This window comes from Kineococcus radiotolerans SRS30216 = ATCC BAA-149 (assembly GCF_000017305.1).
GTDB classification, from domain to species: Bacteria; Actinomycetota; Actinomycetes; order Actinomycetales; family Kineococcaceae; genus Kineococcus; species Kineococcus radiotolerans.
The window spans coordinates 3,992,848-4,006,460 of record NC_009664.2; the positions used below are offsets into that span (position 1 = coordinate 3,992,848).

A 13,613-nucleotide genomic window follows, 5' to 3' on the forward strand; every position below is an offset into this window, starting at 1 on the left:
GAGGGCAGGCCGGCAGGAGGTCTCGTCACCCGGACGGAGCCCTCAGCCGCAGGGCACCGCGCTGAAGCCGCCGGCGGAGGAGTAGAAGACGACCGCCCCCGTCCCCGGGTCGTGGGCGCCCGCGCAGAACCCCTCCGCGTCGCCGCGCACGATGGCGAGGTCGCCCCGGGAGGGGAGGCCGAGGTCCTCGAGCCGGGTCGTGTACGTCTCGTGCCCGGTCCGCCAGGCGTCCTGCGCCCGGGCGACCTGGGCGAGGCGTTCCCGCGCGGCGGTGCCGGCGTCCCCGCCACCGTCGGGCGGGGAGAGGGCCACGGCTGCGGCGAGCCCGAGCGCGGTCAGCAGTCCCGCACCGGCGACGAGGGCGCGCCGAGGGAGGGGGACCGCGACGTGCAGGGCCACGCGGTCCCCCTCCGGCTCCGTGCGCCGGCGGGGCGGCCCCGTGGCGTCGTCCTCGGGTGATCGGGCGCCCCGCGGCGCGCACTGAGGCCGTACGGCCCCGCGCCACCCGGACGCGCGCCCCGCTCCTCCGTCCGGCCCAACGGGCCCGCTCCCGGGGTCGGCAGGCGCCCGGGGCGGGGCCCCGCCCGCCACGAGCGCGGGCGGGTGGGGGCGTCCCGCTCGCTAGGATGGGGTCGCTACACCCGCGTCCGGTCCCGGTCGCGGGTGACGACGGACAACGAGACGGACTGAGAGACGACGTGGCATCGACGAACGACCTGAAGAACGGCACCGTGCTGAACCTCGACGGCAACCTCTGGTCGGTGGTCGAGTTCCAGCACGTGAAGCCCGGCAAGGGCGGGGCCTTCGTCCGGACCAAGCTCAAGAACGTCCTGTCCGGCAAGGTCGTCGACCGCACCTTCAACGCCGGCTCCAAGGTGGAGACCGCGACGGTCGACAAGCGCGACATGCAGTACCTGTACAAGGACGGCGAGGACTTCGTCTTCATGGACTCCGCCACCTACGACCAGCTGTACGTCAGCGCGACGACCGTGGGCGACGCGGCGAACTACATGCTGGAGAGCACCGAGGCCATCGTCGCCACGCACGAGGGCACCCCGCTCTACGTCGAGCTCCCCGCGTCGGTCGTCCTGGAGATCACCTACACCGAGCCCGGCCTGCAGGGCGACCGCTCCACCGGCGGCACCAAGCCCGCGACGGTGGAGACCGGCTACGAGATCCAGGTCCCGCTGTTCCTCGAGACCGGCACCAAGGTGAAGGTGGACACCCGCACGGGCGACTACCTCGGCCGCGTCAACGACTGATGGCGGCCCGCCGCAAGGCGCGCAAGCGCGCGCTGGAGGTCCTCTTCGAGGCCGACCAGCGCGGGCTGGCCCCCCTCGACGTCCTCAAGGACAAGATCCTGCGCGCTGACCCGCCCGTCGGCGAGTACGCCGTGACCGTCGTGGAGGGCGTGGTCGAGCACCAGGCGCGCATCGACGAGGTCCTCTCGACGTACTCGATGGCCTGGCCCCTGGACCGGATGCCGGCCGTGGACCGCGCCCTGCTGCGGATCGGCACGTGGGAGGTCCTGTACGCGGCCGACGTGCCCGACCACGTGGCCGTCAGCGAGGCCGTGGAGATCGCGCAGGAGCTCTCCACCGACGAGTCCCCGAAGTTCGTGAACGGGCTGCTCGCCCGGATCGCGGAGCTGAAGGAGACCCTCTCCGCCTGAGGCGGACCGGGACGCGACGGCGCCCCGCACCCCGGCGACGGGGGCGCGGGGCGCCGCCGTCGCGCGGTGCCGCGGGAGGTACCGCGGGAGGGGGAACGCCGAACGGCCCGGCCCCCCACGCGGGGGACCGGGCCGTTCGGCGTTCCGGGTGTCAGCCGTGCTCGACCGCGCGCCGGGCGTCGGCGTTGAGCACGCCCCAGGCGATGAACTCGTCGCACAGGGTGGTGGCGGGCACGTCGTAGATGACGGCCAGGGTGCGGAGGTCGTCGGCGCGGATCGAGAGGACCCGGCCGTTGTAGTCGCCGCGCTGGGACTGGATGGTCTTCGCGTAGCGGTCCAGGGGGCCGGCCTTCTCGGCGGGGACCTCCTGGAGGCGCTCGAGGTCGAGCACGAGCCGCGGGGGCGGTTCGGTGCTGCCCTGCGGGGCGCCTTCGGGGAGCAGGGCCGAGACGGGGACTCCGTAGAAGTCCGCGAGCTCGGCGAGTCGCTGGACGGTCACTGCACGGTCGCCGCGCTCGTAGGAGCCCACGACGACGGCCTTCCACCGTCCCTCGGACTTCTCTTCGACGCCGTGCAGGGACAGCCCCTGTTGAGTACGGATGGCGCGAAGGCGCGATCCGAGTGCGCGGGAGTAGTCCGATGCCATACGAGGATCGTCACGGAGCGTGAACGTCTTCGTCAAGCTGACCTGCCGTTTCGCACCCGTTTCTCAGGATTCACCACTCAGACGGCACCGAGAGCATTACTCCGAGTGAGCGTTTGACCTCGCAACGACAACGTTCTCCCGCCGCTCGCCCCCGGGCCGTCCCCCCACCGTCCTCCTGTAGGGTCGTCGACGGCCAGCGCGCCACGCCGTGCGACGACCCCCGGGTCGCCGCGCGGTCCGGGGCCTGGTGAAGACGTCCTTTAAGGATCCGTCCCGTGAGGCGGGGAAGGAGGTCGCGGTGAGCGCTGCCCCGGACCAGGCAGACCCTCCCGCGCAGGGCAGGGTGCTCCTCACCGGAGCCGACGTGTCCCGCGCCGTGACGCGCATCGCGCACGAGCTGCTGGAGAGCAACAGGGGAGCGGACGACCTCGTCCTGCTCGGCATCCCCACCCGCGGGGTCCCCCTCGCCCGGCGCCTCGCGCGCCGCCTCGCCGAGGTCGAGGGACGCGCCGTCCCCGCCGGGGCCCTGGACGTCACGATGTACCGCGACGACCTGCGCCGGCACCCCACCCGCGAGCTGCTCCCCACCGAGGTCCCGCCCGGCGGGATCGACGACAAGGTCGTGGTCCTCGTCGACGACGTCCTCTACTCCGGGCGCACCATCCGCGCCGCCCTCGACGCCCTCAGCGACCTCGGCCGCCCCCGCGCCGTCCGCCTCGCCGTCCTCGTCGACCGCGGCCACCGCGAGCTGCCGATCCGCGCCGACCACGTCGGGAAGAACCTCCCCACCTCCTCCGCCGAGCGCGTCAGCGTCCTGCTCGAGGAGCTCGACGGGCGCGACGCGGTCCTCATCACCGGAGGTGCCCCCGCGTGAGCGGCCCGATGCGCCACCTGCTCTCCGCCGCCGACCTCGACCGCGACGCCGCCGTGCGCGTGCTCGACGTGGCCGAGGAGATGGCCGCCACCCAGCGCCGGGAGATCAAGAAGCTCCCGACGCTGCGCGGGCGGACGGTCGTCAACCTCTTCTTCGAGGACTCCACCCGCACCCGCACGTCCTTCGAGGCCGCCGCCAAGCGCCTCTCCGCCGACGTCATCAACTTCTCCGCCAAGGGCTCCAGCGTCTCCAAGGGCGAGAGCCTCAAGGACACCGCGCTGACCCTGGAGGCCATGGGCGCCGACGCGGTCGTCGTCCGGCACGGCTCCTCCGGCGCCCCGCACCGCCTCGCCCACGCCGGCTGGACCCGCGGCGCGGTCGTCAACGCCGGCGACGGCACCCACGAGCACCCCACCCAGGCCCTGCTCGACGCCTACACCATGCGTCGCCACCTCACGAGCGGCGCGGGGGACCTGACGGGTGCGCGGGTCGTCATCGTCGGCGACGTCCTGCACTCCCGGGTCGCGCGCTCCAACGTCCTGCTGCTGCGCACCCTCGGCGCGCACGTCACCCTCGTCGCCCCGCCCACCCTGCTGCCCGTGGGGGTCGAGAGCTGGCCGTGCGCGACCTCCCACGACCTCGACGCCGCCCTGCGGGACGGCGCGCCCGACGCGGTGATGATGCTGCGCGTGCAGGCCGAGCGGATGGACGCCTCGAAGGGGTCGTTCTTCCCCTCCGCCCGGGAGTACGGCCGCCGCTACGGCCTGGGCCGCCAGCGGCTGGCCCTGCTGCCCGAGCACACGATCGTCATGCACCCCGGCCCGATGAACCGCGGGCTGGAGATCTCCGCCGAGGCCGCCGACTCCGCCCGCTCCACCATCGTCGAGCAGGTCGGCAACGGCGTCGCGGTCCGAATGGCCGTCCTCTACCTGTTGCTGGCCGGCGAGCTCCCGGGAGGGGACGCGTGAACACGACGCTCATCCAGAAGGTCCGACCGCTCGGCGGTGCGGTGACCGACCTGCTGCTGCGCGACGGCGAGATCGCCGCGGTCGGCCCCGGCCTGAGCGCGGAGGGCGCCACCGTCCTCGACGCGAGCGGCCTCATCGCCCTGCCCGGGCTCGTCGACCTGCACACCCACCTGCGCGAACCGGGCCGCGAGGACGCCGAGACCGTCGACTCCGGCACCCGCAGCGCGGCCCGCGGCGGGTACACCAGCGTGTTCGCGATGGCCAACACCTTCCCCGTCGCCGACACCGCGGGCGTCGTGGAGCAGGTCCAGCGCCTCGGCGAGGAGGCCGGCTGGGTCGACGTCCGCCCCGTGGGGGCCGTCACCGTCGGCCTCGCCGGCGAGCAGCTCGCCGAGCTCGGGGCGATGGCCGACTCCCGCGCGGGCGTGCGGGTCTTCTCCGACGACGGGCACTGCGTCTCCGACGCCGTCCTCATGCGCCGGGCGCTGGAGTACGTCAAGGCCTTCGACGGGGTCATCGCCCAGCACGCCCAGGAGCCCCGGCTCACCGAGGACGCCCAGATGAACGAGGGCGCGGTGAGCGCCGTCCTCGGCCTGCGCGGCTGGCCCAGCGTCGCCGAGGAGGCGATCATCGCCCGCGACGTGCTGCTCGCCGACCACGTCGGCTCCCGCCTGCACGTCTGCCACCTCTCCACCCGCGGCTCCGTCGAGATCGTCCGCTGGGCCAAGCAGCGCGGGGTGCAGGTCACCGCCGAGGTCACCCCGCACCACCTGCTGCTCACCGACGAGCTCGTGCGCGGCTACGACCCCGTCTACAAGGTCAACCCGCCGCTGCGCACCCAGGCCGACGTCGAGGCCGTCCGCGAGGGCCTGGCCGACGGCACCATCGACGTCGTCGCCACCGACCACGCCCCGCACCCGGTGGAGGCCAAGGACTGCGAGTGGTCCGCCGCCGCCATGGGCATGACCGGCCTGGAGACCGCCCTGAGCGTCGTGCAGCACACCATGGTCGACACCGGGCTCGTCGGCTGGGACGTCCTGGCCGACCGGATGTCCTCGGCCCCCGCCCGCATCGGGCGCCTGCCCGGGCACGGGCGGCCCCTGGCGGTGGGCAGCCCCGCCAACCTCGTCCTGCTCGACCCCGCCGCCCGCTGGACGGTGGACCCGGCCGCGATGGCCACCGCCGGGCGCAACTCCCCGTTCCGGGGGATGGAGCTGCCCGGCCGGGTCGTCGCGACGTTCCTGCGCGGACGGGCCACCGTCCTCGACGGCGAGCTGGTCGGAGCGTGAAGGTCCTCGCCGTCGTCCTCCTCGTCCTCGCGCTGCTGGTGCTGTGGCGGATGATGTTCATGGGCTACCGCGGCCGCGCGCTGCGGCAGAGGCGGGACCTGCCCCGCCCGATCGGGTCCCGGGACTGGAAGGGTCTGCGCGACCCCGTGGAGGGCGTCTACGTCTCCACCACGGACGCCGAGAACGCCCTGGACCGGATCGCCGCCCACGGCCTCGGCAGCCGCAGCGCCGTCCAGATCGGCTTCGTCGACGAGGGCATCGGCCTGCTGCGCCAGGGCGCCCGCTCCTTCGTCGTCCCGCTGGCCGACGTCGTCGGGATCGGGCACGGACCGGGCATGGTCGGCAAGTGGATCGGCAAGGAGAAGGGCCTCATCGTCCTCCGGTGGAAGCTGGGGGACAGGGTCGTCGACACGGGAGTCAAACCGCGGCACCCCGCCGAAGGGGCGGCGTTCGCGGAGCAGGTGGAGGAACTCGTGCGCAACCGCAAGAACACGAACCCCGGAGGTGCCCAGTGAACGCACGCGTCCCCGCCGTGCTCGTCCTGGAGGACGGCCGCACGTTCCACGGACAGGCCTACGGCCGCGTGGGCCAGACCGTCGGTGAGGCGGTGTTCTCCACCGGCATGACCGGCTACCAGGAGACCCTCACCGACCCCAGCTACCACCGCCAGGTCGTCGTCATGACCGCCCCGCACGTCGGGAACACCGGCTACAACGACGAGGACCAGGAGTCCGGGCGGATCTGGGTCGCCGGCTACGTCGTGCGCGACCCCGCGCGCGTCCCCTCCAGCTGGCGCTCGCGGCGCGGCCTCGGCGAGGAGCTCGACGCGCAGGGCGTCGTCGGGATCTCCGGCGTCGACACCCGGGCCCTGACCCGCCACCTGCGCGAGCGCGGCGCGATGAAGGTCGGCGTGTTCTCCGGCGAGGCCGCCGAGCGGCCCGCCGCCGAGCTCCTGCGCGCCGTCCAGGACGCCCCCGACATGGTCGGCACCGACCTCGCCTCGCTGGTCAGCACCGACGAGACCTACGTCGTGCCGGCCGTGGGGGAGCGCCGCTTCTCCGTGACCGCCGTCGACCTCGGCATCAAGTCGATGACCCCGCACCGCCTCGCCGAGCGCGGCATCGAGGTCACCGTCGTGCCCTCCACCGCGACGCTGGAGGAGGTCCTGACCTCCGGGGCGGACGGCGGCGCCCCGGACGGGGTGTTCTTCTCCAACGGCCCCGGCGACCCGGCGGCCGCGACCCACGAGATCGAGGTCCTCCAGGGCGTCCTGGAGCGGCGGATCCCCTTCTTCGGCATCTGCTACGGCAACCAGCTGCTCGGGCGCGCCCTGGGGTTCGGGACCTACAAGCTCAAGTACGGCCACCGCGGGATCAACCAGCCCGTCATGGACCTGGCCACCCGCAAGGTCGAGGTCACCGCGCACAACCACGGCTTCGCCGTCGAGGGGAAGGCCGGGGAGGTCCGCGAGACCCCCTACGGGCGCGCCGAGGTCAGCCACGTCGGCCTCAACGACGGGGTCGTCGAAGGGCTGCGCTGCCTGGACGCACCCGCGTTCTCGGTGCAGTACCACCCCGAGGCCGCGGCCGGCCCGCACGACGCCTCCTACCTGTTCGACCGGTTCGTCGACCTGCTCTCGGGGACACCCGCGTCCCAGCTCCTCGACACGACCGGGAAGACCGACACCACCGAGAAGGGCGCCTGATGCCTCGCCGCACCGATCTGAAGTCGGTCCTCGTCATCGGGTCCGGGCCGATCGTCATCGGCCAGGCCGCCGAGTTCGACTACTCCGGCACCCAGGCCTGCCGCGTCCTGCGCGCCGAGGGCCTGCGGGTGATCCTGGTGAACTCCAACCCCGCGACGATCATGACCGACCCGGAGATGGCCGACGCGACCTACGTCGAGCCCATCACCCCCGCCGTCGTCGAGGCGATCATCGCCAAGGAGCGCCCCGACGCGGTCCTGGCGACCCTGGGCGGGCAGACCGCGCTGAACACCGCGATCGCCCTCTACGAGAACGGCGTCCTGGAGAAGTACGGCACCGAGCTCATCGGCGCCGACGTGGAGGCCATCAAGCTCGGCGAGGACCGCCAGCTCTTCAAGGGCGTCGTCGAGCGCTGCGGCGCGGAGTCTGCCCGCAGCCACCTCTGCCACTCCATGGAGGAGGTCCTGGCCGGGGCCGCCGACCTCGGCTACCCCGTCGTCGTGCGCCCCAGCTTCACCATGGGCGGGCTCGGCTCCGGCTTCGCCTACGACGAGGCCGACCTGCGCCGCATCGCCGGGCAGGGCCTGCACCACTCCCCGGTCACCGAGGTGCTCCTGGAGGAGTCGATCCTCGGCTGGAAGGAGTACGAGCTCGAGCTCATGCGCGACCGCGCCGACAACGTCGTGGTCGTCTGCTCGATCGAGAACTTCGACCCGATGGGCGTGCACACCGGCGACTCCATCACCGTCGCCCCCGCGATGACGCTGACCGACCGCGAGTACCAGCGGATGCGCGACATCGGCATCGCCGTCATCCGCGAGGTCGGCGTCGACACCGGCGGCTGCAACATCCAGTTCGCGGTGAACCCCGAGGACGGGCGCATCATCGTCATCGAGATGAACCCGCGGGTCTCGCGCTCCTCGGCGCTGGCCTCGAAGGCGACCGGGTTCCCCATCGCCAAGATCGCCGCGCGCCTCGCCGTCGGCTACACCCTCGACGAGATCCCCAACGACATCACCTCCTCCACCCCGGCCAGCTTCGAGCCCACGCTCGACTACGTCGTGGTGAAGGTCCCGCGGTTCGCGTTCGAGAAGTTCCCCGCCGCCGACCCGACGCTGACGACGACCATGAAGAGCGTCGGCGAGGCGATGGCCCTGGGCCGCAACTTCACCGAGGCGCTGCAGAAGGCGCTGCGCAGCACCGAGAAGCGCGGCGCGACGTTCTCCTGGGCGGGTGAGCCGGGCGACCGCGCGGACCTGCTGCGCCGGGCCGCGCAGCCCACCGACGAGCGCATCGGCCTGGTCATGCAGGCCATCCGCGCCGGCGCCACCCCGGAGGAGCTGTTCGAGTCCACCCGGATCGACCCCTGGTTCCTCGACCAGATGTTCCTGCTCGACGAGATCGCCGGGGAGGTCCGCGACAGCGACGAGCTCACCCCCGAGCTGCTGCGCCACGCCAAGCGCCACGGCTTCTCCGACGCCCAGATCGGCGAGCTGCGCCACCTGCCCGAGGACGTCGTGCGCGGGGTCCGGCACGCGCTGGGGATCCGCCCGGTCTACAAGACCGTCGACACCTGCGCGGCCGAGTTCGCGGCCAGCACGCCCTACCACTACTCCTCCTACGACGAGGAGGACGAGACCCGCCCCCGCGAGAAGGCGGCCATCGTCATCCTCGGCTCCGGCCCCAACCGGATCGGGCAGGGCGTGGAGTTCGACTACTCCTGCGTCCACGCCAGCTTCGCCCTGCGCGACGCCGGCTACGAGACCGTCATGGTCAACTGCAACCCCGAGACGGTCTCCACCGACTACGACACCTCCGACCGCCTGTACTTCGAGCCCCTCACCCTCGAGGACGTCCTCGAGGTCGTGCACGCCGAGATGCGCTGCGGGCCGGTCGCGGGCGTCATCGTCCAGCTCGGCGGGCAGACCCCGCTGGGGCTGGCGGCGAAGCTGGAGCAGGCGGGGGTGCCGATCATCGGGACCTCCCCGCAGGCCATCGACCTCGCCGAGGAGCGCGGGGCGTTCGGGCAGGTCCTCGAGCGCGCCGGCCTCGTCGCGCCCAAGCACGGGACGGCGTCGAGCTTCCCCGGGGCCAAGGCCATCGCCGCGGGCATCGGCTACCCCGTCCTGGTCCGCCCCAGCTACGTCCTGGGCGGGCGCGGGATGCAGATCGTCTACGACGAGGCCTCCCTGGAGGAGTACATGCGGACCGCGACCGAGGTGTCGCCGGAACGCCCCGTCCTCGTCGACCGCTTCCTCGACGACGCCATCGAGATCGACGTCGACGCCCTGTTCGACGGCGAGGAGATGTACCTCGGCGGGATCATGGAGCACATCGAGGAGGCCGGGATCCACTCCGGCGACTCCGCCTGCGTCATCCCGCCCCCGACGCTGGGCAACGCCGAGCTCGCCCGGGTCCGCGCGGCCACCGAGGCCATCGCCCGCGGGGTCGGGGTCCGGGGCCTGCTGAACGTGCAGTTCGCCCTCGCCGCCGACGTCCTCTACGTCCTGGAGGCCAACCCGCGGGCCTCGCGCACCGTGCCGTTCGTCTCCAAGGCGACGGGGGTGGCGCTGGCCAAGGCCGCCGCGCGGCTCATGGCGGGGACCTCGATCCGGGACCTGCGCGCCGAGGGCCTGCTCCCCGGCCGCGGCGACGGCGGGCTGCTGCCGGCCGACTCCCCGGTCTCGGTGAAGGAGGCCGTGCTGCCCTTCGCGCGGTTCCGCACCGCCGAGGGCGTCGTGGTGGACTCCCTGCTCGGGCCGGAGATGCGCTCCACCGGCGAGGTCATGGGCATCGACGTCGACTTCCCCACGGCCTTCGGGAAGTCGCAGACCGCCGCCTACGGCGGGCTGCCCACCGCGGGGACGGCGTTCATCTCCGTCGCCGACCGCGACAAGCGGGCGATGATCTTCCCGATCAAGCGGCTGGCCGACCTCGGGTTCACCCTCGTCGCCACCGAGGGCACCGCCCAGGTGCTGCGCCGCAACGGCATCACCTCCACCGTGGTGCGCAAGCACTCCGAGGGCACCAGCGAGGACGGCGAGCTCACGATCGTCGGGCGCATCGGCGCGGGGGAGATCGCCATGGTCGTCAACACCCCGTCGGGCAACCAGGCCCGCGCCGACGGCTACGAGATCCGCGCCGCCGCGACCGCCGTCGGCTCCCCGATCATCACCACGATCCAGGAGCTGTCCGCCGCGGTGCAGGCCATCGAGGCCGCGATCGTCCAGGAGCGCAACGGCGGGGGCGTGAACGTCGCGTCCCTGCAGGAGCACACCGCCCGGCTCAACGCCGCCTGGGAGGGCCGGGCGTGACGGCGGGGCGGCCGGCGGGGCGCTTCGGGGCCCGGCTGGCGGAAGCGGTGACCGCGCACGGACCGCTGTGCGCGGGGATCGACCCGCACGCCCCCCTGCTGGCCGCCTGGGGCCTGACCGACGACGCCGCCGGCGTCGAGCGGTTCGGCCGCACCGTCGTGGCCGCGCTGGCCGGGCACGTCGCCTGCGTGAAGCCGCAGGCGGCGTTCTTCGAGCGGCACGGCTCGCGCGGGGTCGCCGCGCTGGAGCGGGTCCTGGCCGACGCCCGCGAGGCGGGGCTGCTGACGATCGTCGACGCCAAGCGCGGCGACATCGGCTCCACCATGGACGGCTACGCCGAGGCCTTCGCGGGCGACTCGCCCCTGGCCGGGGACGCCGTCACCGTCTCGCCCTACCTGGGCTTCGGGTCCCTGCGCCCGGTGCTCGACCTCGCCGCGGCCACCGGACGGGGCGTCTTCGTCCTCGCCCTGACCTCCAACCCCGAGGGCGCGGGCGTCCAGCACGCCACCGGGCCCGACGGCCGCGCGGTGGCCCGGGTCGTGGCGGAGTCGGCGGCCGCGGAGAACGCCGGGGCCGAGCCGTTCGGCGACGTCGGCCTCGTCGTCGGCGCCACCGTCGGCTCCGCCGTGCGGGACCTGGGCATCGACCTCGACGCCGTGAACGGGCCGCTGCTGGCCCCCGGCGTCGGCGCCCAGGGGGCCACCGCGGAGGACCTGCGGCAGGTGTTCGGCGACGCCCGGCGGCTGGTGCTGGCCGCCAGCTCCCGGGAGGTCCTGCGGGCCGGCCCCGAGCCCGTCGCCCTGCGCGACGCCGCGCGCCGCTCGGCGGACGCGGTGCGCGCAGCGCTGTCCGCCTGATGCCCTCCCGGGAGATCGCGCGCGGGCTCGCCGCCCTCACCGTGACCGCCGTGGAGGTCGGGCACGACGAGCTCGAGGCCCGGCGCCAGGTCGGGGCCTTCCTGCGCGGGCTGTCGCTGGACCCGGTGACGGTCCTGCGCGAGGCCGTCGCCGCCGTCGCCGAGCTCGCCCCGGCCGAGATGCGCGAGGCCGGCGGGGAGCACCAGCTCCTCGCCGCCCTCGAGGCCCGCGCCTGGCTGGAGCGGATGACCGCCGACGCCGCGCGCGGCACCGCCCTCTGAGCGCCGGGCCCGCCGCGCCGTCGCCGCCGCGGCGCGGCGGTCGCTAGGATCCCCGCGGAGCTGCGAAGGAGCGCTCCGGTCAGGAGGCAGGTTGTCCAGTCGGAGACGTCCGGGTCAGGCAGACCTCACAGGACACCCCCTCTGTTACAACTGCGTGACGCGGCCCGGATGTGTTTGGTGAGCACCCGCGCATCGCCTAGCGTCAGCCCCCCCGGTGCCCCGCACCGGGACGCGCACGACCCGCAGATGTCGACCCGCAGGAACCACGCCGGAACGAGGACGCAGATGTCGCCCGAGATGCAGGACCCGACGCCCGAGAACGCGCAGCACCCGTCGCGCCGAGCCTTCAGCCTCGCCGCCGTGGCGACGGCCGGGCTGGCCACCCTCACCGCCTGCGCGCAGAGCGAGCGCGACGACTCCGGGGACGAGGGGACCGAGGGGGGCGGCAGCACCCGCGACACGTTCGTCTTCGGCGGGGCCTCCGACCCCGACTCCCTGGACCCGTTCTTCGCCTCCGACGGCGAGACCTTCCGGATCAGCCGGCAGATCTTCGAGGGGCTGGTCTCCACCAAGCCCGGCACCACCGACCTCGCCCCGGCGCTGGCCAGCGACTGGACCACCTCCGAGGACGGCCTCAGCTACACGTTCACCCTGCAGGAGGGGGTGACGTTCTCCAACGGCAAGCCCTTCGACGCCGCGGCCGTCGTCGCGAACTTCGAGCGCTGGTACAACCTCACCGGCATCGCCCAGGGCGAGGACCTTGCGTACTACTACCGCTCCATCTTCCGCGGCTTCAAGACCAACGAGGACGCCGCCCTCACCACCTCGCTGTACGCCGGGTCCACCGCGAACGCCGACGGCACCGTCACCGTCAACCTGACCTCGCCGTTCGCGGGCTTCCTGGCCGCGCTGACCCTGCCGGCCCTCTCGATGCAGGAGACGTCCGCGGTCGAGGCCGGCGGCGGCAACGGCGCCGACGGCAGCGACCCCCGGCAGAGCGCTTACGCCACCTCCGGGCCCGTCGGCACCGGGCCGTACGTCTTCGACTCCTGGGAGCGCGGCCAGCAGGTCACCCTCAAGCGCAACGAGGAGTACTGGGGCGAGAAGGCCAAGACCCCCACCGCCATCGTCCGCTTCATCGGCGACGGCACCGCGCGCAAGACCGCCCTGCAGAACGGCGACATCGACGGCTACGACCTCGTGGCGCCCGCCGACGTGGCGACCCTGGAGTCGGGCGGGTTCCAGATCCAGAACCGGCCCGCCTTCAACATCCTCTACCTCGGCATCAACCAGGCGTTCCCGCCGCTGCAGGACCTCAAGGTCCGCCAGGCCATCGCCCACGCCATCGACAAGGACGCGGTCGTCAAGAACGCGCTGCCCGAGGGCACCGAGGTCGCGACCCAGTTCATGCCGAGCAACGTCATCGGCTGGAACGAGGGGGTCACCACCTACGAGTTCTCCATCGACAAGGCCAAGCAGCTGCTCACCGAGGCCGGCCAGGCGAACCTCACCATCCCGTTCAACTACCCGACCGGCGTCTCGCGGCCCTACATGCCGAACCCGGAGACCATCTTCAAGGCCATCCAGTCGCAGCTGACCGCGGCCGGGATCACCACGACCCCGGTGGCCGAGCAGTGGACGCCGAACTACCTCGACACCGTCCAGGGCGGGGCCAACCACGGCCTGCACCTGCTCGGGTGGACCGGCGACTACAACGACCCGGACAACTTCATCGGCGTGTTCTTCGGCGCGCAGACCAACGAGTGGGGCTTCAACGACCCCGGGTTGTTCGAGGCGCTGGCCGCGGCCCGCACCGTCACCAGCGAGGAGGAGCAGGAGAGCGCCTACCAGGACATCAACGAGCAGATCATGACCCTGCTGCCGGGCATCCCGATCGCCAGCCCCGTCCCGTCGCTGGCCTTCGCCGCCGGGGTCGAGGGGTACACCGCCAGCCCCGTCCAGGACGAGGTGTGGAACACCGTGACGGTGTCCGACAGCTGATGGTGC

General features: G+C 73.3%; 13 protein-coding genes. 11 read left to right on the forward strand and 2 right to left on the reverse strand.

All coding sequences use genetic code 11. The annotated features are described in order from the left end of the window. Positions 1–42: 42 nt before the first annotated feature. Positions 43–399: a hypothetical protein gene (locus tag KRAD_RS18990; RefSeq protein ID WP_012087279.1), complete on the reverse strand. Its 357-nt coding sequence runs from the start codon at positions 397–399 to the stop codon at positions 43–45. Between the two features lie 299 nt (positions 400–698). Between KRAD_RS18990 and efp the strand changes: the two genes are divergently transcribed. Together efp and nusB are read left to right on the forward strand one after the other, a co-directional pair. Beyond that, positions 699–1,262, forward strand: coding sequence for an elongation factor P (efp, locus tag KRAD_RS18995; RefSeq protein ID WP_041292215.1), 564 nt, complete (start codon positions 699–701; stop codon positions 1,260–1,262). After that, on the forward strand, positions 1,262–1,672 hold the full coding sequence (gene nusB, locus KRAD_RS19000; RefSeq protein WP_012087281.1) for a transcription antitermination factor NusB: 411 nt from the start codon (positions 1,262–1,264) through the stop codon (positions 1,670–1,672). The genes efp and nusB overlap by 1 nt, the downstream gene beginning before the upstream one ends. Before the next feature lie 151 nt (positions 1,673–1,823). Here nusB and bldD read toward each other — a convergent pair whose 3' ends face one another. Next, positions 1,824–2,318: a transcriptional regulator BldD gene (gene bldD / locus KRAD_RS19005; RefSeq protein ID WP_012087282.1), complete on the reverse strand. Its 495-nt coding sequence runs from the start codon at positions 2,316–2,318 to the stop codon at positions 1,824–1,826. A gap of 298 nt (positions 2,319–2,616) precedes the next feature. On the opposite strand from bldD, the gene pyrR reads away from it, so the two are divergent. The 9 genes from pyrR (at position 2,617) to KRAD_RS19050 (ending at position 13,607) form a co-directional block, all read left to right on the forward strand. Next, entirely contained in the window at positions 2,617–3,192 is a 576-nt protein-coding gene (gene pyrR / locus KRAD_RS19010; protein ID WP_012087283.1) for a bifunctional pyr operon transcriptional regulator/uracil phosphoribosyltransferase PyrR, read from the forward strand. An 8-nt stretch (positions 3,193–3,200) separates the two neighbouring features. Continuing rightward, complete coding sequence (locus KRAD_RS19015) at positions 3,201–4,160, forward strand: aspartate carbamoyltransferase catalytic subunit (protein ID WP_041293534.1); 960 nt, start codon at positions 3,201–3,203, stop codon at positions 4,158–4,160. Continuing rightward, positions 4,157–5,449 carry a dihydroorotase gene (locus tag KRAD_RS19020; RefSeq protein WP_012087285.1) on the forward strand — a complete coding sequence of 431 codons (1,293 nt, stop codon included), beginning with the start codon at positions 4,157–4,159 and terminating at the stop codon, positions 5,447–5,449. Before KRAD_RS19015 ends, KRAD_RS19020 begins: the two co-directional genes overlap by 4 nt. Then, positions 5,446–5,964: a PH-like domain-containing protein gene (locus KRAD_RS19025; RefSeq protein ID WP_012087286.1), complete on the forward strand. Its 519-nt coding sequence runs from the start codon at positions 5,446–5,448 to the stop codon at positions 5,962–5,964. Before KRAD_RS19020 ends, KRAD_RS19025 begins: the two co-directional genes overlap by 4 nt. Continuing rightward, entirely contained in the window at positions 5,961–7,154 is a 1,194-nt protein-coding gene (carA, locus tag KRAD_RS19030; RefSeq protein ID WP_012087287.1) for a glutamine-hydrolyzing carbamoyl-phosphate synthase small subunit, read from the forward strand. The genes KRAD_RS19025 and carA overlap by 4 nt, the downstream gene beginning before the upstream one ends. Beyond that, positions 7,154–10,468: a carbamoyl-phosphate synthase large subunit gene (carB, locus tag KRAD_RS19035; RefSeq protein ID WP_012087288.1), complete on the forward strand. Its 3,315-nt coding sequence runs from the start codon at positions 7,154–7,156 to the stop codon at positions 10,466–10,468. Before carA ends, carB begins: the two co-directional genes overlap by 1 nt. Beyond that, positions 10,465–11,325, forward strand: a complete 861-nt coding sequence (gene pyrF, locus KRAD_RS19040; protein WP_012087289.1) for an orotidine-5'-phosphate decarboxylase — start codon at positions 10,465–10,467, stop codon at positions 11,323–11,325. Before carB ends, pyrF begins: the two co-directional genes overlap by 4 nt. Then, entirely contained in the window at positions 11,325–11,606 is a 282-nt protein-coding gene (locus KRAD_RS19045; RefSeq protein ID WP_012087290.1) for a hypothetical protein, read from the forward strand. The genes pyrF and KRAD_RS19045 overlap by 1 nt, the downstream gene beginning before the upstream one ends. A 285-nt stretch (positions 11,607–11,891) precedes the next feature. Further along, on the forward strand, positions 11,892–13,607 hold the full coding sequence (locus KRAD_RS19050; protein WP_203417613.1) for an ABC transporter substrate-binding protein: 1,716 nt from the start codon (positions 11,892–11,894) through the stop codon (positions 13,605–13,607). Positions 13,608–13,613 lie beyond the last annotated feature (6 nt).

Bases quoted from the DNA above. Each gene is read 5' to 3' on its own strand.
- nusB (WP_012087281.1), top strand. From the start codon at position 1,262: ATGGCGGCCCGCCGCAAGGCGCGCAAGCGCGCGCTGGAGGTCCTCTTC.
- bldD (WP_012087282.1), bottom strand. From the start codon at position 2,318: ATGGCATCGGACTACTCCCGCGCACTCGGATCGCGCCTTCGCGCCATC.
- KRAD_RS19015 (WP_041293534.1), top strand. From the start codon at position 3,201: ATGCGCCACCTGCTCTCCGCCGCCGACCTCGACCGCGACGCCGCCGTG.
- carB (WP_012087288.1), top strand. From the start codon at position 7,154: ATGCCTCGCCGCACCGATCTGAAGTCGGTCCTCGTCATCGGGTCCGGG.
- KRAD_RS19045 (WP_012087290.1), top strand. From the start codon at position 11,325: ATGCCCTCCCGGGAGATCGCGCGCGGGCTCGCCGCCCTCACCGTGACC.
- KRAD_RS19050 (WP_203417613.1), top strand. From the start codon at position 11,892: ATGTCGCCCGAGATGCAGGACCCGACGCCCGAGAACGCGCAGCACCCG.